The sequence below is a fragment of the Anoxybacillus tepidamans PS2 genome (assembly GCF_000620165.1).
Taxonomy (GTDB): Bacteria; Bacillota; Bacilli; order Bacillales; family Anoxybacillaceae; genus Anoxybacteroides; species Anoxybacteroides tepidamans_A.
This window is the reverse complement of the sequence record NZ_JHVN01000001.1, coordinates 260,030-278,221: the sequence shown is the minus strand read 5'-3', so window position 1 is coordinate 278,221 and position 18,192 is coordinate 260,030. Positions and strand designations below refer to the sequence as shown.

The 18,192-nt window shown below is 44.5% G+C and carries 15 protein-coding genes, 1 other RNA gene and 1 other annotated feature; of the genes, 12 read left to right on the top strand and 4 right to left on the bottom strand.

The window, feature by feature from the left end:
• Positions 1-47: 47 nt before the first annotated feature.
• On the bottom strand, positions 48-431 hold the full coding sequence (locus N667_RS0101560; RefSeq protein ID WP_027407930.1) for a TIGR04086 family membrane protein: 384 nt from the start codon (positions 429-431) through the stop codon (positions 48-50).
• 70 nt (positions 432-501) lie between these two features.
• The gene (spoVB, locus tag N667_RS0101555; protein ID WP_027407929.1) at positions 502-2,055 is read right to left on the bottom strand and encodes a stage V sporulation protein B; all 1,554 of its coding nucleotides are present in this window, start codon (positions 2,053-2,055) and stop codon (positions 502-504) included.
• A gap of 111 nt (positions 2,056-2,166) precedes the next feature.
• Here spoVB and N667_RS0101550 point away from each other — a divergent pair, with 111 nt between their 5' ends.
• From N667_RS0101550 to dtd, 7 genes are all read left to right on the top strand, one after another.
• A complete protein-coding gene (locus N667_RS0101550; protein ID WP_027407928.1) occupies positions 2,167-2,463 on the top strand; it encodes a post-transcriptional regulator in 297 nt (98 codons plus the stop codon).
• A gap of 106 nt (positions 2,464-2,569) precedes the next feature.
• Entirely contained in the window at positions 2,570-4,822 is a 2,253-nt protein-coding gene (gene secDF / locus N667_RS0101545; protein ID WP_027407927.1) for a protein translocase subunit SecDF, read from the top strand.
• Between the two features lie 111 nt (positions 4,823-4,933).
• Positions 4,934-5,836: a cation diffusion facilitator family transporter gene (locus tag N667_RS0101540; protein ID WP_027407926.1), complete on the top strand. Its 903-nt coding sequence runs from the start codon at positions 4,934-4,936 to the stop codon at positions 5,834-5,836.
• A gap of 56 nt (positions 5,837-5,892) precedes the next feature.
• Positions 5,893-8,259: a single-stranded-DNA-specific exonuclease RecJ gene (recJ, locus tag N667_RS0101535; protein WP_027407925.1), complete on the top strand. Its 2,367-nt coding sequence runs from the start codon at positions 5,893-5,895 to the stop codon at positions 8,257-8,259.
• Positions 8,250-8,762 carry an adenine phosphoribosyltransferase gene (locus tag N667_RS0101530; RefSeq protein WP_027407924.1) on the top strand — a complete coding sequence of 171 codons (513 nt, stop codon included), beginning with the start codon at positions 8,250-8,252 and terminating at the stop codon, positions 8,760-8,762. Before recJ ends, N667_RS0101530 begins: the two co-directional genes overlap by 10 nt.
• A 161-nt stretch (positions 8,763-8,923) precedes the next feature.
• Positions 8,924-11,122: a RelA/SpoT family protein gene (locus N667_RS0101525; RefSeq protein WP_027407923.1), complete on the top strand. Its 2,199-nt coding sequence runs from the start codon at positions 8,924-8,926 to the stop codon at positions 11,120-11,122.
• A gap of 15 nt (positions 11,123-11,137) precedes the next feature.
• The gene (gene dtd / locus N667_RS0101520) at positions 11,138-11,590 is read left to right on the top strand and encodes a D-aminoacyl-tRNA deacylase (protein ID WP_027407922.1); all 453 of its coding nucleotides are present in this window, start codon (positions 11,138-11,140) and stop codon (positions 11,588-11,590) included.
• A 54-nt stretch (positions 11,591-11,644) separates the two neighbouring features.
• Here the strand turns inward: dtd and N667_RS19690 are convergent, their stop codons facing one another.
• Both N667_RS19690 and N667_RS0101510 read right to left on the bottom strand, forming a co-directional pair.
• Positions 11,645-11,821 (bottom strand): hypothetical protein, encoded by a 177-nt coding sequence (locus N667_RS19690; protein WP_156936073.1) that lies wholly within the window; start codon positions 11,819-11,821, stop codon positions 11,645-11,647.
• Positions 11,822-11,848: 27 nt separating this feature from the next.
• Positions 11,849-13,255 (bottom strand): SH3 domain-containing protein, encoded by a 1,407-nt coding sequence (locus N667_RS0101510; RefSeq protein ID WP_027407921.1) that lies wholly within the window; start codon positions 13,253-13,255, stop codon positions 11,849-11,851.
• Positions 13,256-13,371: 116 nt separating this feature from the next.
• On the opposite strand from N667_RS0101510, the gene N667_RS18155 reads away from it, so the two are divergent.
• The 5 genes from N667_RS18155 to N667_RS0101490 all read left to right on the top strand — a co-directional run bounded on the left by N667_RS18155 (position 13,372) and on the right by N667_RS0101490 (position 18,159).
• A complete protein-coding gene (locus N667_RS18155; RefSeq protein WP_084278802.1) occupies positions 13,372-13,557 on the top strand; it encodes a hypothetical protein in 186 nt (61 codons plus the stop codon).
• A 64-nt stretch (positions 13,558-13,621) separates the two neighbouring features.
• Positions 13,622-13,851 (top strand) — a binding site (T-box leader).
• A gap of 55 nt (positions 13,852-13,906) precedes the next feature.
• Entirely contained in the window at positions 13,907-15,178 is a 1,272-nt protein-coding gene (hisS, locus tag N667_RS0101500; protein ID WP_027407920.1) for a histidine--tRNA ligase, read from the top strand.
• Positions 15,179-15,191: 13 nt separating this feature from the next.
• The gene (aspS, locus tag N667_RS0101495) at positions 15,192-16,967 is read left to right on the top strand and encodes an aspartate--tRNA ligase (protein ID WP_027407919.1); all 1,776 of its coding nucleotides are present in this window, start codon (positions 15,192-15,194) and stop codon (positions 16,965-16,967) included.
• A gap of 61 nt (positions 16,968-17,028) precedes the next feature.
• A non-coding RNA gene (gene ssrS / locus N667_RS19260) (6S RNA) lies at positions 17,029-17,211 on the top strand.
• Between the two features lie 183 nt (positions 17,212-17,394).
• A complete protein-coding gene (locus tag N667_RS0101490) occupies positions 17,395-18,159 on the top strand; it encodes a ThiF family adenylyltransferase (protein ID WP_027407918.1) in 765 nt (254 codons plus the stop codon).
• Positions 18,160-18,192 lie beyond the last annotated feature (33 nt).

Genomic DNA, 18,192 nt, shown 5'->3' with positions numbered 1-18,192 from the left:
CCTTTCGACGAAAGGTAGCCTTTTGTTTTCTTAAAGTTCATGGACTGTCAATGAGTGTGTCCGCGTGTGGAGGATACATTGACTCCCATAATTCCACCGAACATGGCTGCTACTAGAAAAGCGAGATGATAGATCCATTGTTTCGCGGAAAACGTCTGTTCTAGTCCGAGAAATTGGAACAAAAATACAATTAACGTAAATAATATGCTTGTTGCTCCGCCAACAATCCATCCCCTTTCTTTTCCTTTTCCGCCAGCAACAAATCCGCCGACAAACACCGATAAAACGGACCCGGCAAAAATGACCCACGTCAATGAAGATTCTGAGATGTTCGTCCATTTAAGAAGAGATGATAATACTAAACTAATGACGAATGCCAATAAAAAAATTGTTGCCACTCCGTAGATGATAGCCCGGCCGAAACGCGACATGCTTCTCCCCCCGTTTGAGCTGTTTTAGCAACAATATATTCGGCAAGGGACATGTTTAGAATCATCTTGTCTAGTTTTTTCTAAAAAAGAGGCGAAGGAGTGGAATGCGGGCCAATTCCTCCCGTTTGAGCAGCTTGAAAATGATTAAAAGCACTGTGTAGACGACTGTTGTCACGATTATCGATGCCAGTGTTCGCATATTGATGGGAAGTGAAGACCATGAATAATGAAAAGTGATATGCCCGACTGCTCCAGCTATCGCCATAATTAAAAGTGTATAAATGTACTCAAACAGATAAATCGAGTACGAAATGGCTTTGACAATTGTCGCAAAATGAAGGAGCGTAACAAGAACCGTACCAATAGAGATGGCAAGCGCCGCTCCCATAATACCTAAACTTGGCCTTGTCGCTAAGGCAAAAATGCAAACAGTTTTTACAACGGAGCCGATGAAGCTGTTGATCATCGCTGCTTTTGCCAAATCGAGACCTTGCAGTACTGCCTGAAGCGGGCCTTGGCAATAATAAAAAAGAAAAAACGGAGCCATTACTTTAATAAAAATGGCCGAATTGCTCGTGCCATACATGAGCTGCATGAGTGGATCCGCAAATACATAAAGGACAATAGTCGCTAATCCGCCTGTAATCAGGGAAAGCCGCATCGCCTGTTGGACGCGGTGTTCAATCATGAATAACTGCTGCCGTGCAGCAGCTTCGCTAATGGCAGGAACGAGCGAAGTTGATAAAGAATATGTGATAAACGACGGGAGCATTAATAATGGAAGGGCGTATCCTGTCAGTTCGCCGTACTGTTTTGTCGCTAAAGCGGTGGCGACTCCGGCAATTGCTAAACTATTGGCGACAACAATCGGCTCAAAAAACCATGCGATAGAACCGATTAAGCGGCTGCCAGTCGTCGGCAAAGCGATGCGCATTAAACTAATAAATGTCTCTTTTCCAGATTTAGCATAACTGAAAAACTGCGGACGAATTTTTATTTTCTTTTTGCGCTTAAACATATACATCAAATAAACGAGCGATGCTAATTCGCCGATCACTGATGAAAACATGGCGCCTGCGGCCGCATATTCGATGCCATATGGCAAGAAAAGATTTGTACAAAATGCAATTAAGCTAATGCGGACAATTTGTTCCATTAGTTGTGAGTAGGCATATGGCTTCATTTGCTGTTTCCCTTGAAAATATCCGCGCAAAACAGAGGAGACGGCGACGATTGGGACCACTGGAGAAATGGCTAGCAGCGGATAATATGTGCGCGGGTCAGTAAATAGCGTCTTGGCTAAAAGAGGCGCAAGTAGCACCATTGTTGGAAAAAAGAGAATACTGAGGCCACCTGTCGTTGCTAAAGAAACAACAAGAATTTTCTTCACCTTCCGCTGATCACCGGTTGCATCCGCCTCGGCGACTAATTTGGAAATCGCTACAGGAAGGCCCATTTGTGTAATTGTAATGGCTAATACGAGTGTGGGAACAGCCATCATATATAAACCGACGCCTTCTTCGCCAATCACGCGAGCGACAACGATGCGGTTAATAAAGCCAAGCACCCGTGTAATTAAGCCAGCGACGATTAGAATAAGCGTCCCTTTCAAAAATTTGGACATATCGTCTTTCCCTCCCTTCTCAAATAAGACGATCTTTTATACAATTAACTATATGCACGATATGTGAACAAGCATGACAAGTATTGCGGTATAAGATGGGGAGCGGTGATGATGGAGCAAAAACGAATGGAGGCGTTACGCGAACAGTTAATGCCAGCAGTCGAGTGCAAGTATGATGAGTTTCGCCTGCTTGGTTATGATCACGTGACAATTGAACAAATTTGGAACTGTTTGTGCAATAAAAAATGGAAAAAGATAGATGATGAAAAAAAACTCTATGAATTTGTAAATGACATTTTATCGCTTTCAATTGGAGAATATATGGCGTTTTTGACAGCAGAGTCGTACCGTACGCAGCGCTCTGGCGAAGACAACAATTTAGAAACGATATTAAGCGAATTACTATAATAATGTGCAAAATTGACAGCATTTGCGCACTGCGTCATAATTAGGAATGTTAAAGAAACTTATAGCTACATAGCGACGTTTGTTCACGACGTAAGGAGGATTTTTTATGGTAAAAAGAAGTCGCATCATTGCGTTTTTCCTCTTGTTGCTGCTTTTAGGCGGTACGATGGGAACAACGATTCAAGGAATTTTACAAAATATGAAATTGGGTCTCGATTTGCAAGGCGGCTTTGAGGTTTTATATGAGGTAAAGCCAGCTAAAAAAGGCGACAAAATTGACAAAGATACGCTTACAAGCACAGTGAGCGCCTTAAATAGGCGGATTAACGTGCTCGGTGTGAGCGAGCCAAACATACAAACCGAAGGGAAAAACCGCATTCGCGTGCAGCTTGCTGGCGTGAAGGATCAAAATCAGGCGCGGAAAATTTTATCGACGCAAGCGAAGCTGACATTTCGTGACGTGCACGATCACGTGTTGATGGATGGAAGCGATCTTGCCGAAGGAGGGGCGAAGCTTTCATTCGACGAGCATGGAAAGCCAAGCGTTGCGATCAAATTAAAAGATGCCAACAAGTTTAAACAAGTGACGGAAAAAGTATATAAAATGGGGCCGCCAAACAACTTGTTAGTGATCTGGCTCGATTTTAAAGACGGTGTCGATTCTTATGCAAAAGAGGCAGGAAAGGCGAAGCCAAAGTATATTTCCGCTGCAGCGGTCAACCAAGTGTTCGATCAAACGGACGTATCCATTGTCGGGAACTTTACTGTTAGTGAAGCGAAACAACTGGCTGATTTGTTGAATGCCGGTGCGCTGCCGGTGCAATTGAAAGAAATTTATTCGACATCAGTTGGTGCGCAATTTGGTGAAAACGCCTTGCAAAAAACGATTTTTGCGGGCATTGTTGGCGTAGCGGCGATTTTCTTGTTTATGATCGCTTTCTACCGCTTGCCAGGGATTATTGCTGTTATTACGTTATCTGTTTATATCTATCTAATTTTGCTTATTTTTGATTGGATGAACGGCGTGCTAACATTGCCAGGAATCGCCGCCCTTATTTTAGGAGTCGGGATGGCGGTCGATGCCAATATTATCACATATGAGCGTATTAAAGAAGAGATTAAGCTCGGCAAATCGATTATGTCGGCATACCGCACAGGAAATAAAGGTTCATTTATGACGATTTTCGATGCTAATATTACAACCATTATTGCCGGCGTCGTGTTGTTTATTTACGGGACAAGCTCTGTCAAAGGGTTCGCAACGATGCTGATTATCAGCATTTTAGTGAGCTTTATTACAGCTGTTTATGGCACGCGTTTGTTGTTGGGCCTGCTTGTTAACAGCCGCATTCTTCACAACAAGCCGGGATATTTCGGAGTGAAGAAATCAGAAATTTTAAATATCGCTGAGACGAATGAACATACAGAAGTGCCGACGAAATTCGATCGTCTTGACTTTGTTAAACATAGCAAAAAATTCTTTATTCTTTCTATTGCTCTCACAATAGTAGGGATTGTTGCCCTATTGACGATGAAGTTAAATCTCGGCATTGATTTTGCAAGCGGGACGCGCGTCGAAGTAATGAGCGACTCAAAGTTAAATGTCCAGCAGCTACAAGAAGAATTTCATAAGCTGCATCTTGAACCAAAAGATATTGTGTTGTCCGGAAATAAGGGAGAAGTTGGTGTTGCCCGCTTTATTGGGGTGTTGAACAAACAAGAAATTTCTGAACTTAAAAACCATTTTAAGCAGAAATATGGATTTGAACCAAACGTCAGCACGGTATCGCCGACGGTCGGAAAAGAACTTGCGAGAAATGCATTAATTGCCGTCATTATTTCGTCAATCGGCATCATTATTTACGTGACGATCCGTTTTGAAATGTATATGGCGCTTGCAGCCATTATCGCATTATTGCACGATGCGTTTATCATTGTAACGTTCTTTAGCTTGACTCGCCTTGAAGTCGATTTGACGTTTATCGCGGCCGTATTAACGATCATCGGTTATTCAATTAATGACACGATCGTAACGTTTGACCGTATTCGCGATTTAATGAAAAAACGGAAAGTGAAAACAGTCGATGATTTGAAACATATCGTGAATCGGGCATTGCAACAGACGTTTACACGCTCCATTAACACGGTGCTTACGGTTATTATTACCGTTATTGCCTTATTAATCTTCGGCAGTGAAGCGATTCGCAATTTCAATTTAGCGCTTTTAGTCGGTTTAGTGTCCGGCGTCTACTCATCCCTTTTTATCGCTTCGCAGCTGTGGGTCGTTTGGAAAGGCAATCAGTTGAAAAAAGGAAAAGTGAAAAAGCGGCCGGAAAAAGACCTCGAACCGCAAGTGTAAATGTGATTAGAACAGGGCGTTCTCTGAGAAGAGCGCCCTGTTTTTTATAGTGAGAATATAAAAATGGGACAAAATAAGCGTAAATGATGTTTTTATGAAAGGAAGAGGATGGTGGAAAAAGAACAACGTTTTAAGCAAGCAGAGTTTGCAGCGATCGTCGGAATTGTCGGAAACATTGTGCTAGCGGTTATAAAGGCGGGAGCCGGAATTATTGGAAATAGTAAAGCACTTATTGCCGACGCCGTTCATTCCGCTTCTGATGTGGCTGGCTCTCTTGCAGTATGGGTCGGCTTGCGCGCTGCGAAAAGACCACCGGATAAAGATCATCCATATGGCCACGGTAAAGCAGAATCAGTGGCTGCTATTATAGTAGCGGTACTTCTATTTATTGTTGGTATTGAAATTGCTCGTTCATCGTTTTTAGCATTTCTCAAGCCGCTTGAGCCGCCAACGATGATTGCCGTATATGTTGTCATTGTCTCGATTATTGCCAAAGAGGCGATGTTCCGCTACAAATATCGTTTAGGAAAAAAATTAAATAGCGATGCGATTATTGTTAATGCATATGAACACCGATCCGATGTATTTTCTTCCATTGCAGCGCTAGTTGGAATCACAGCGGCCATGATTGGAAACGCATTAGGAGTTGGCTGGCTGATTTATGCCGATCCAGTTGCCGGTTTATTTGTTTCTTTACTTGTATTAAAAATGGCCTGGATTCTTGGAAAAGAATCGATTCACACAACGTTGGATCACGTGTTGCATGAGGAAGATACGACACATCTTCGGGAAGCAGTATTGAAGTTTCCGGAAGTCAAACAAATTCATGAGTTGCACGCACGTGAGCACGGACATTATGTCATTGTGGATTTAAAGATCGCAGTAGATCCTCTTCTCACAGTAGAAGAAGGACATCGGATTGGAAAACGAGTGAAAGAAAGGTTGCTTAAACTGCCCAACGTAGAAAATGTCATGGTACACATCAATCCATATCATCCAAAAAAAACCGATTAATTTCATTGCCCACTTTTATCTCCTTTTGTATAATAGGGGGAGTTGAGGTGGGGGACATGTTAGCAGCAAAAACTCGCTGGGATGTGAAACGTCCTTGTGCAGATAAAATCAATGAATTGACGCGACAGTTGAATATCGCTCCGCTTCTGGCCTCTTTGCTTATCAATCGAGGAATTGACACAGCCGAGGCAGCGGATGCGTTTTTATATCCGGCAAAACAGTCATTCTATGATCCGTTTTTGCTTGACGGAATGGACGTAGCAGTAGCGCGAATTCAGCAGGCAGTACGTGACGGCGAGAAAATTCTTGTATTTGGAGATTATGATGCTGATGGAGTCAGCAGCACGACTGTTATGTTGAGCGCTTTAAAAGAGATTGGAGCGAACGTCGATTTTTATATACCAAATCGCTTTACTGAAGGATATGGTCCGAACGAAAAAGCGTTTCGCATGGCAAAAGAGCAGGGCATTTCGCTTATTATTACCGTTGATACAGGAATTGCAGCAGTGAAAGAAGTAGCATTGGCGAATGAATTAGGAATGGATGTGATTGTGACCGACCATCATGAGCCAGGGCCTACGCTTCCGGATGCGCTTGCGATTATTCACCCGAAGAAACCGGGAAGTACATATCCGTTTCATGAATTGGCAGGGGTAGGCGTCGCTTTTAAAGTGGCGCACGCCTTACTCGGGAGTGTACCGAATCATCTACTTGATGTTGTGGCAATTGGGACGGTTGCTGATCTTGTTTCGCTTACGGGTGAAAACCGTCTGCTTGTTGTCAAAGGGCTTGAGCAATTGCGGAAAACAAATCGTATCGGACTCCGTCTGCTTTTGAAACAATGTGGAGCTAGTCTTGAAGAAGTGGATGAAGAAACAGTCGGTTTTGCCATTGCCCCGCGCATCAATGCAGTTGGGCGATTAGGAGATGCTGAACCGGCGGTTCGCTTATTGGTAACCGAAGACGAAACAGAAGCGCGCCTCTTAGTGAAAGAAATGGAAGCGCTAAACAGGGAGCGGCAACGAATTGTTAATGCTATTACTGAAGAAGCCATTGAAATAATCCAAACGCAATTTCCACCGGATGAGCATCACGTGCTGGTAGTGGCAAAGGAAGGATGGAATGCGGGGGTTGTTGGTATTGTCGCATCCAAACTGGTCGAGCGATTTTATCGCCCAACGATTGTTTTAAGCATCGATCGGGAAAAAGGAATTGCCAAAGGTTCAGCGCGAAGCATTCAAGGCTTCGATATGTTCGCGCATTTATCAGCTTGCCGCGATATTTTGCCGCATTTTGGCGGGCATCCGATGGCGGCGGGAATGACGCTTTCGCTTGAACATGTCGCTGAATTGCGCAACCGTCTTAATGCATCGGCGCGGGACACATTAACCGCTGCCGATTTTATTCCGATTACCTCAGTAGATGCCGCTTGCTCTATTAGCGATATTACAATAGGGACGCTCGAACAGATCGAGATGTTAGCCCCATTCGGTGTCGATAACCCGAAACCTCTTATTTTAATTGAACAAGCAGCTGTGCAGACGATGCGAAAAATTGGCGCCGATCAAACGCATTTGAAAATCGTGTTTGAACAAGGCGACGCGGTGCTTGATGCTGTCGGCTTTGGATACGGGTATTTGTATGACGAAATTGCCCGAGACGCCCGCGTGTCCGTTGTCGGATCGTTGTCGCTCAATGAATGGAACAATGTGCGAAAACCGCAGCTCATGATTTGTGATGCGGCTGTAAGAGAATGGCAGCTATTTGATATGCGCGGGGCGAGGCAAGCAAGTTCCCTGTTTTTGTCGCTGCCTGTTGAAAAACGGCTGTTTATTGCTTTTCACCGTGAAACAATCGAGGCGCTGCGGCTTGGGGATTATCGTAACGAAATATGTGTGATTCAATCTGTCGAGGAAGCAAGACGCTGTTCGATTGAGGGACGGTACGTTGTTTTGCTTGATTTACCGCCATCTGTCGAAATGATTAAAGTTTTATTAAGTTCTAGTTTACCTGAGCGCATTTATGCGTTATTCTATCAAAGGGAGACCCATTTCTTCAGCACGCTGCCAACACGCGATCATTTTAAATGGTTTTATGCGCTGTTGCTGAAGCGGGGCGCGTTTCATTTAGAGAGGTACGGTGCAGAAGTTGCGCGCTCTCGCGGGTGGACGAAAGAAACGATTCAATTTATGGTGCAAGTATTTCTAGAATTGCAGTTCGTTACGATTCAAAACGGAATTGTTTCTCCAGTACCAAAGCCGAAGAAACGGGACTTGACGGATTCTCCAACATATCGCTTAAAGCAGGCTCAACTAGAGCTGGAAAATATGTTTTTATATTCATCGTATGAACAATTAAAGCGAACCTTTTGTGAGATAAACGGTTTGCGGACATATGAGGAGGCAGAACTGTCATGGACTTAAAACAATACGTAACAATTGTTCCTGATTTCCCTAAGCCAGGAATTATGTTTAAAGATATCACCACGATTATGGATAAAGGGGAAGTATATAAGTACGCAACGGATCAAATTGTGAAGTACGCGCGTGAAAAAGAAATTGATATTGTCGTCGGTCCGGAAGCGAGAGGATTTATTATCGGCTGTCCTGTTGCTTATGCGCTTGGTGTCGGATTCGCTCCGGTGCGCAAAGAGGGAAAACTTCCAAGAGAAGTCGTTCGTGTTGAATACGGATTAGAATATGGAAAAGATGTATTAACGATGCATAAAGATGCCATTAAACCGGGACAACGCGTATTAATTACCGATGATTTACTGGCGACGGGGGGAACGATTGAAGCGACGATTAAGCTTGTCGAACAGCTAGGTGGTGTGGTCGCTGGCATCGCTTTTCTCATTGAGCTCACATATCTTGAAGGACGTAAAAAATTGGAAGGATACGATATTTTAACATTAATGCAATTCTAACCATCGACATCCGCCTTTAATTTCGCTAAAATGGTAAGAAGAGATGTTTGGGAAGAGCACTCTAACGGGTGCTCTTTCTTATTAGTTTCATGTTAAGCAATTCTTTACATCTGACAAAATTTTCACGATAATGGTATTAAATTATATATAAAGGTGATCTCATGGCCAACGAACAGGTGTTAACGGCGGAACAAGTCATTGAGCAGGCGGGGCGGTATTTGTCGGAAAAAGACGTTGAACTGATCAAGGCAGCGTATGAGTTTGCTAAGGAGGCTCATCGAGAACAATACCGAAAATCGGGAGAGCCGTATATTATCCATCCTATTCAAGTCGCGGGAATTTTAGTGGATTTAAAAATGGATGCGATCACAATTGCGGCTGGTTTTTTACACGATGTTGTCGAAGATACGAATGCGACGAAAGAAGATCTCGAGGCAGCGTTCGGCGATGAAGTGGCGATGCTCGTTGACGGCGTAACCAAACTTGGGAAAATTAAATATAAATCACACGAAGAGCAGCAAGCGGAGAACCACCGAAAAATGTTTTTGGCGATGGCTCAAGATATTCGAGTTATTTTAATTAAATTGGCAGACCGTCTCCATAATATGCGGACACTCAAACATTTGCCGGCTGAGAAGCAAAGAAGAATCGCCAATGAAACGTTAGAAATTTTCGCTCCTCTTGCGCATCGGCTTGGAATTTCCAAGATCAAATGGGAACTTGAAGACACGTCGCTCCGCTATTTGAACCCGCAGCAATATTATCGCATTGTAAATTTAATGAAAAAAAAGCGGGCAGAACGGGAGCAGTACTTGGAAGAAGTGATTCAGGAAGTGCGCGAACGGCTAAACGAGTTGTCGATCAAAGGAGAAATTTCCGGAAGGCCGAAGCATATTTACAGCATTTACAGAAAAATGGTGCTGCAAAATAAACAGTTTAATGAAATTTATGATTTGCTCGCCGTCCGTATCATAGTCAATAGCATTAAAGACTGCTATGCAGTGCTCGGAATCATTCATACATGCTGGAAGCCAATGCCAGGACGCTTTAAAGATTATATTGCGATGCCGAAGCCAAACATGTATCAATCGCTTCATACGACCGTCATCGGGCCGAAGGGCGAGCCGCTCGAAGTGCAAATTCGCACATTTGAAATGCATCAAATTGCCGAATTCGGGATTGCGGCCCATTGGGCTTATAAAGAAGGAAAAGCGGTCAAACCAAATTCGTTTGAAGAGAAGCTTTCTTGGTTCCGCGAGATTTTAGAATGGCAAAACGATGCAAGCAATGCCGAAGAATTTATGGAGACGCTAAAAGTAGATTTGTTTTCGGATATGGTGTTTGTATTTACACCAAAAGGCGATGTGATCGAATTGCCAGCGGGTTCAGTGCCGATCGATTTCGCTTATCGGATTCACTCAGAGATCGGAAACAAAACGATTGGCGCAAAGGTGAACGGAAAGATGGTTCCGCTAGATTACAAGCTAAAAACTGGCGACATCGTCGAAATTTTAACATCGAAGCATTCGTACGGACCGAGCCAAGATTGGCTGAAACTAGCGCAAACGTCCCATGCAAAAAATAAAATCCGCCAATTTTTCAAAAAGCAGCGGCGTGAAGAAAACATTGAAAAAGGAAAAGAGCTCGTTGAAAAGGAAATTCGCAACCTTGGGTTTGATGTGAAAGATATACTAACGGTCGAAAACGTCAAACGAGTTGCGGAAAAATTTAATTTTTCCAACGAGGAAGATATGTATGCCGCCGTTGGCTACCACGGCATTACCGCAGCTCAAATCGCTCATCGGTTAACAGATAAATGGCGGAAGCAACGCGATTTAGAAGAGCAGCAAAAGAAACTGGCAGAAGCGACGCAAGAAATCAAAACACCGATCGGCAAGAAGCGCGACTATGGCATCCGCGTGCAAGGAATCGACAACCTATTAATCCGCTTGTCACGCTGCTGTAATCCGGTTCCTGGCGATGAAATTATCGGATTTATTACAAGAGGACGCGGAGTTTCTGTCCATCGGGCCGATTGTCCGAACGTTCAATCAGAAGAAGCAGAGGATCGCCTCATTTCGGTTGAATGGGAAAGCAACACGAAAACAAACCGAGAATATAACGTGGAAATTGAAATTTCAGGATTTGACCGGCGCGGCCTGTTAAACGAAGTGCTACAGGCGGTCAATGAGACGAAAACAGATATTTCTGCTGTTTCCGGCAGGTCCGACCATCGCCATAAAATTGCTACGATCCATATGACGATCGCGATTCAAAATGTGAGCCATCTGCAAAAAGTCGTAGAACGCATTAAGCAAATCCCGGATATTTATTCGGTACAGCGGATTATGAACAATTAGAAAGGAAATGCGATCATGAGAGTAGTTGTACAACGTGCGAAGAATGCCAAAGTAACAGTGAACGGAGAAACGGTCGGCAGCATCGAATTTGGACTTGTGCTTCTCGTCGGGGTAACGCATCATGATACGGAAGAAGATGCGGCGTTTGTCGCCGACAAAATTGTGAATTTGCGCATTTTCGAGGATGAGTCCGGCAAAATGAATCATTCATTGATAGATGTAGGCGGCGCGATTTTATCGGTTTCGCAGTTTACCTTGTACGGCGACTGCCGCAAAGGAAGACGCCCGAATTTTATGGAAGCGGCAAGACCGGAGCAGGCGCTCTCTATTTACGAAACATTTAATGAAGAACTGCGAAAAAAAGGTGTGGTGGTCGAAACAGGCCAGTTCGGTGCCATGATGGAAGTCAGTTTAACGAATGATGGTCCGGTGACGCTGATCGTCGAAAGCAAACAAAAAAGCGAGTAACGAACATGTTACCCGCTTTTTTGTTTGAAAAAGGACATCAAACTATAAAATTTTTCAAAAATGATTATTTTGTTTTTTGGCATCTTTAATGGTATAAAAAAGCACCATGAACTGTGTCAATAACGCGGCCGTGCCCAACACTCTATCGAAGGTGGGACCGTGAATGATATGCGGAACGGCAATGATAGAAATCATGATCGTGCTTCCAATCAATCCGATCACACTTTTCATGAGGCGTCTCCTTCTTTATCAGAATAGTTAGTTGCTAAAATAGCGTTTGAGTCCGTCAACGATTTCCTTCGTGACTTGTTGTTGATATGAATCGGAAGCAATTGTGCTTAATTCCGTCGGGTTGCTTACATATCCTAGCTCAAGCAAAACAGATGGTATCGTCGTTTCCCGAATGACATGAAAATCGCCAAAACGAACGCCGCGATATGGAACCGTCTCTGTTTCAGAAAGAACAGGATCGAGCGATAAGCCCAATGGATAATCGCTTTGAGCGTCGTAATAATAGACGGTCATCCCGCTCGCAAGTCCATTTGGGGAGCTATCATAATGAATGCTAATAAAAGCATCCGCGTGGCACTGCTCGGCGATTTTTACGCGATCTGGCAAAGAAACGTACGTATCGTTTTCTCGTGTAAGAACGACGTTGGCGCCAGCCGATTGCAATTCGTTTTTCAAGAGACGAGCCGTTTTTAGTGTTAACGTTTTTTCCATCAAGCCGTTGCTTCCGATCGTGCCGCTGTCTTTGCCTCCATGTCCAGGATCAATCACGATCGTCTTGTTTTTGATCGAGCCGTTGCTTCTGTTGTTATTATGGACGATCGATACCACCCACTCAGCAATATAGCCGCTTTGTTGGCCAGAAAGCTCGATTTTGTACCAGTTTCCTTCTTTGGCAATGACCCGATATTGTTGCCCCTTTTTCGCTCGCATTTGCACGCTTGCTGAAAGCGACGGTTTTGTTCGGATGTTCGTATCGTCGTCCAACACTTGAATATAAAAAGAAGTTGTCATTATGTATGCGCGATACACCCAACCGGAGATATTTCCATTTGCTTGAATTTGATACCAGTCCCCTGTTTCTCCAATAATGGTCACTTGTTGCCCAAATGTCATTTTTGCCACAACAGCAGCCTGTTGGGAAGGCTCTGCGCGCACGTTTAACGTATCAGCGGCAACGGTTCCAAATTGCGTGTTTTCTGCGCTAGCGCTTTCAGTCAAGTAATGAGACGACACCCAACCGGCAAGCGAGCCTGTTTGTATTTTTGTCCATTCCTCTTTCGTTTCAATGACTGTTGCTGTTTGTCCAAGCTTTAAGTAGCCAAGTATTTTAGATTGGCTGTTTGGGGCTGAACGAACACGAAGCCGATCAACGGCCGCTTTTACTTGTTCCTTCACACTAGAGACATACTGTCCAGCTACCCATCCCGTTTCCCTTTCATTGAGCTTTAGCTGCAACCAATCGTTCGTTTCTTGGACGACGGTGTATCTCTGCCCTTTGCTTAGCTGCTTTTTGACGGGATAAGAAAGCCCTGGCCCTTCCCGCACGTTTAAGCGATCTATTTTAGTGACAATCATCTTTGCTTCCGCCCACTCAGAAACATGAAGAGAAAACAGAAATAGAGCGACTGAGAGAACATAAGCCGCTTTTTTCACATGACAGCCTCCTTTGTAAAGTGGTGGGATTATTACAGTTCTACAAAAAAAGAAAAAATCCTTTTATTTTTTTGATAGGGCGGGAAAGATAAGTAGTACATTCAGCAAGGAAAGGGATGAAAAAAGTGAGGAACAGCGCCAAAGGCGAGTATGCCCATGCACGCGCAAGCGAGTTATTTCATGTCGATTTCCATGAATTTATACAAAAAGAAGCGAATCATACCGCTTATGAGCTTGCATCAGAATTCGGTTTGACATTGCAGGATGTGCGAAAATTAAAAAAACAACTATCTCGCTCGTAAATCGCCGTTTTCTTATTGACAAAGTAAGCGTTCATTCGTAACATAAAAAATAAAATTGTTGCATAAAATGCCGATGATGGAGAAGAGTAGTTAAGAATACACATGGCCAGAGAGGAAATGCCTTAGGCTGAAAGCATTTCTCCATGATGACTTAACGAATGAACACTCCGTAGGTTTCTCCTTGAACGCGAAAGCTAGTAGAGGAGGACGCGTACCGGGCGTTATCGGGACAAAGTGGAAGCTCGTTAGCTTCAATTAGGGTGGCACCACGGGAAAATCGCTCTCGTCCCTATGTTTCATAGGGAAGGGAGTTTTTTATTTTTACATAGAAAAATAGGAGGACTGAAGCATGTCGTTTCAAATTCCGCGAGGAACGCAAGATATTTTGCCGGGAGAAGTTGAAAAATGGCAATATGTCGAGCAAGTGGCGAGGGAGCTTTGCCGCCGCTACAACTACCAAGAAATCCGTACACCTATTTTTGAACATACGGAACTATTTTTGCGGAGCGTTGGAGATACAACGGACATCGTGCAAAAAGAAATGTACACGTTTGAAGACCGCGGCGGTCGCAGCATTACCCTTCGTCCTGAAGGAACCGCGTCGGTTGTTCGCTCTTTTGTAGAAAATAAAATGTATGGAAACCCGAACCAGCCCGTGAAATTGTATTACATGGGGCCGATGTTTCGCTACGAGCGGCCGCAGGCGGGACGGTTCCGCCAATTTGTACAATTTGGCGTCGAAGCGCTTGGCAGCAATGACCCAGCAATTGATGCAGAAGTGGTCGCACTTGCAATGGAAATGTACCGTTCGCTAGGATTGAAAAAGTTAAAGCTTGTGATTAATAGCCTTGGAGATGTGGAGAGCCGAAAAGCGCATCGTCAGGCGCTCATTGATCACTTTAAACCAAGAATCGGCGAGCTTTGTGAAGACTGCCAATCGCGCCTTGAAAAAAATCCGATGCGCATTTTGGACTGTAAAAAAGACCGCGATCACGAGTTGATGGCTACGGCTCCGTCCATTCTAGATTATCTAAACGATGAATCGCGCGCTTATTTTGAAAAAGTACAAGCATACTTAACGAAGTTGGGCGTGGAATTTGAAGTGGATTCCCGTCTTGTTCGCGGGCTTGATTATTACAATCACACGGCTTTTGAAATTATGAGCAATGCCGAAGGATTCGGAGCGATTACAACGTTGTGCGGCGGAGGACGCTACAATGGGTTAGTTGAAGAAATCGGCGGACCGGAAACTCCGGGAATTGGATTTGCCCTAAGCATTGAGCGATTGCTTGCGGCGCTTGAGGCGGAAGGAATTTCGTTGCCTGTATCACAGGGAATCGATTGTTTCATTGTGGCACTTGGTGAAAAAGCGAAAGATGAATCGGTGATCCTTGTTAATCAATTGCGCCAAGCGGGCCTTTCTGTCGAAAAAGATTACCAAGACCGGAAAGTCAAGGCGCAGCTAAAAGCGGCCGATCGCCTCAATGCAAAATATGTAGCGATTCTCGGTGATGATGAGCTCGCAAATCAAGTGATCAACCTTAAAAACATGGCGACAGGCGAGCAAACAGAAGTGCCGCTTAATGAGTTTGTACAATACGTGAAGAAAGCGTTAGAATAGGAGGAGTTTTACGATGTTTGGCAGGACGTATTACTGCGGTGAGATTACGGAGCAAGCCGTTGGAGAAAAGGTAACATTAAAGGGATGGGTGCAAAAACGCCGCGATCTAGGCGGACTCATTTTTATCGACTTACGCGACCGGACAGGAATTGTGCAAATCGTCTTCAGCCCGGACGTATCGGAAGAGGCGTTGCGTGTGGCGGAAGCGATTCGCAATGAATATGTATTAGACGTCGAAGGAGTTGTCGTTCGCCGTGAAGAGGGGCAAGTAAACCCGAACTTAACAACGGGGAAAATTGAAGTTCATGTAGATCGAGTGACGATTTTAAGCGAGGCAAAAACACCTCCGTTTATTATTTCCGACGACACGGATGTCGCTGAGGACGTGCGTCTGAAGTATCGTTATTTAGATTTGCGCCGTCCCGTGATGTTTCAGACATTCAAAATGAGGCATCAAGTGACAAAGGCTATTCGCGACTTCCTCGATGAAGAAGGATTTTTGGAAGTCGAAACGCCGATTTTAACAAAAAGCACACCGGAGGGCGCCCGCGACTACTTAGTACCAAGCCGCGTCCATCCAGGAGAATTTTATGCGCTGCCGCAATCGCCGCAAATTTTTAAACAGCTGCTAATGGTAAGCGGGTTTGAACGTTATTATCAAATTGCCCGTTGCTTCCGCGATGAAGATTTGCGGGCCGACCGTCAGCCGGAGTTCACGCAAGTCGATATTGAAACGTCTTTTATGAGTCAAGAAGATATTATGGACATGGTCGAGCGAATGATGGCACGGGTGATGAAAGTTGCCAAGGGGATGGATGTTGCTTTACCGTTTCCGCGTATGTCATATGATGAAGCAATGAGCCGCTACGGTTCAGACAAACCGGACACCCGCTTTGGCATGGAACTTGTCGATCTATCGGAACAAGTAAAAGGCTGCGGCTTTAAAGTATTTGCTGGCGCGGTTGAAAGCGGCGGGCAAGTAAAAGCGATCAATGTCAAAGGCGCAGCAGAAAAATACTCCCGCAAAGATATTGACGGGCTGACGGAATTTGTGGCCCGCTACGGAGCGAAAGGGCTAGCATGGCTCAAAGTGGAAGAAGACGGGTTGAAAGGTCCAATTGCTAAATTCTTTACAGACAAAGAACAAGCAGGATTCAAGCAAGCGTTAGAGGCAGAGACAGGAGACTTGTTGCTGTTTGTTGCTGATACGAAAAAAGTGGTTGCCGATGCGCTCGGTGCGTTGCGTTTGAAACTGGGCAAAGAATTGCAGCTCATCGACGAGACGAAATTCCATTTCCTCTGGGTTACGGATTGGCCGCTTTTAGAGTATGATGCGGAGGAAGATCGCTATTATGCAGCGCATCATCCGTTTACAATGCCGGTGCGTGACGATTTGCCAAAACTCGAAACAGAGCCGGACAACGTGCGTGCGCAAGCCTATGACCTTGTATTAAACGGCTATGAATTAGGCGGCGGGTCGCTGCGTATTTTTGAGCGCGATGTGCAAGAAAAAATGTTTAAAGCGTTAGGAATGAGTGAAGAGGAAGCGCGCAAACAGTTTGGCTTCCTGCTTGATGCGTTTGAATACGGAACGCCGCCGCACGGAGGCATTGCGTTAGGGCTTGACCGGCTTGTAATGCTTTTGGCCGGACGTACAAATCTTCGCGATACAATCGCATTTCCAAAAACGGCGAGTGCAAGCTGCTTGTTAACAGAAGCACCAAGCACCGTAAGCGACAAGCAACTTGAAGAGCTTCATTTAGTTGTAAATATGGAAAAAAATGAATAATTGCGCCTTGTCTGCTTCTTGAAAACGTTTAAAAAATGTGTTATCATTCTCTCAAAACCGATAAGTCCTGATGTGTTCGTCGTATAACCTATTGTTTTGACCGAACAATATGTTATACGGGAGCTCGGGTTTTCAAGCGGCGTACATGCCTCTTCTTTTGAGGACGTGCAAACCTTGAAACAGAGCACCCACCTGCCTGGAGCGGGATCAAAACGAAGGCATCGACGGCACGATTGGGACTTGTGGACATGGCAATATCGTATATTTCGAATGAATCCCCTATGTAAAGAACGCTCTTTGCATAGGGGTTTTTTGTAATAAATCACGCAAATTACGAACAGGTTAAAAAATCCGATTGAAATACTTATATATATTGTGTAGGATAAAAGCGATACAAAAACGATGAAACAATGTATGGAGGGTACTAATGCTACATCAGTTTTCGCGTAATGAATTAGCGATTGGAAAAGAAGGGCTCGAAAAACTAAAAAAGGCAACAGTTGCTGTATTAGGGGTCGGCGGTGTCGGTTCGTTTGCGGTAGAAGCGCTCGCTCGTTCCGGCGTAGGACGGCTCGTATTAGTTGATAAAGATGATGTCGATATCACAAATATTAACCGCCAAATCCACGCGCTTCTTTCAACAGTGGGACGTCCGAAAGTCGATTTAATGAAAGAGCGAATCGCCGATATCAATCCCGAGTGCGAAGTCATTGCCTTAAAAATGTTTTATACAGAAGAAACATACGAGCAGTTTTTCAGCTATGGCCTTGATTTTATCATCGATGCTTCGGATACAATCACGTACAAAATTCACCTTATGAAAGAGTGCTTAAAGCGCAATATTCCGATTATTTCGAGCATGGGGGCGGCAAATAAAATGGATCCGACCCGCTTCCAGATTGCCGATATCTCAAAAACGCATACGGATCCAATTGCGAAAGTCATTCGGACAAAATTGCGAAAAGAAGGAATCCGCAAGGGAATTCCGGTCGTATTTTCCGACGAAAAACCAGTCATTATTCGCGAGGACGTTCGCAAAGAGGTCGGCAATGATCAATCGGCAATTCGCAAGGCGCAAATGCCTCCTTCATCAAACGCCTTTGTGCCGTCGGTGGCGGGGCTCATTATGGCTTCATATGTTGTGCGCGAACTGTTAAAGGATGTAAAAATTGCTCGTGTCGGAGAAGAATGAACGAAACAGGGCTTGCAAGTGTGGCGGGCCCTG

Excerpts from the sequence above, each read along its gene's own strand:
- N667_RS0101560 (WP_027407930.1), bottom strand. The coding sequence starts at position 431 with ATGTCGCGTTTCGGCCGGGCTATCATCTACGGAGTGGCAACAATTTTT.
- N667_RS19690 (WP_156936073.1), bottom strand. The coding sequence starts at position 11,821 with ATGAAAAGTGTGATCGGATTGATTGGAAGCACGATCATGATTTCTATC.
- hisS (WP_027407920.1), top strand. The coding sequence starts at position 13,907 with ATGTCGTTTCAAATTCCGCGAGGAACGCAAGATATTTTGCCGGGAGAA.
- aspS (WP_027407919.1), top strand. The coding sequence starts at position 15,192 with ATGTTTGGCAGGACGTATTACTGCGGTGAGATTACGGAGCAAGCCGTT.
- N667_RS0101530 (WP_027407924.1), top strand. The coding sequence starts at position 8,250 with ATGGACTTAAAACAATACGTAACAATTGTTCCTGATTTCCCTAAGCCA.
- dtd (WP_027407922.1), top strand. The coding sequence starts at position 11,138 with ATGAGAGTAGTTGTACAACGTGCGAAGAATGCCAAAGTAACAGTGAAC.
- N667_RS0101550 (WP_027407928.1), top strand. The coding sequence starts at position 2,167 with ATGGAGCAAAAACGAATGGAGGCGTTACGCGAACAGTTAATGCCAGCA.
- spoVB (WP_027407929.1), bottom strand. The coding sequence starts at position 2,055 with ATGTCCAAATTTTTGAAAGGGACGCTTATTCTAATCGTCGCTGGCTTA.
- N667_RS18155 (WP_084278802.1), top strand. The coding sequence starts at position 13,372 with ATGAAAAAAGTGAGGAACAGCGCCAAAGGCGAGTATGCCCATGCACGC.
- N667_RS0101525 (WP_027407923.1), top strand. The coding sequence starts at position 8,924 with ATGGCCAACGAACAGGTGTTAACGGCGGAACAAGTCATTGAGCAGGCG.
- N667_RS0101490 (WP_027407918.1), top strand. The coding sequence starts at position 17,395 with ATGCTACATCAGTTTTCGCGTAATGAATTAGCGATTGGAAAAGAAGGG.
- recJ (WP_027407925.1), top strand. The coding sequence starts at position 5,893 with ATGTTAGCAGCAAAAACTCGCTGGGATGTGAAACGTCCTTGTGCAGAT.
- secDF (WP_027407927.1), top strand. The coding sequence starts at position 2,570 with ATGGTAAAAAGAAGTCGCATCATTGCGTTTTTCCTCTTGTTGCTGCTT.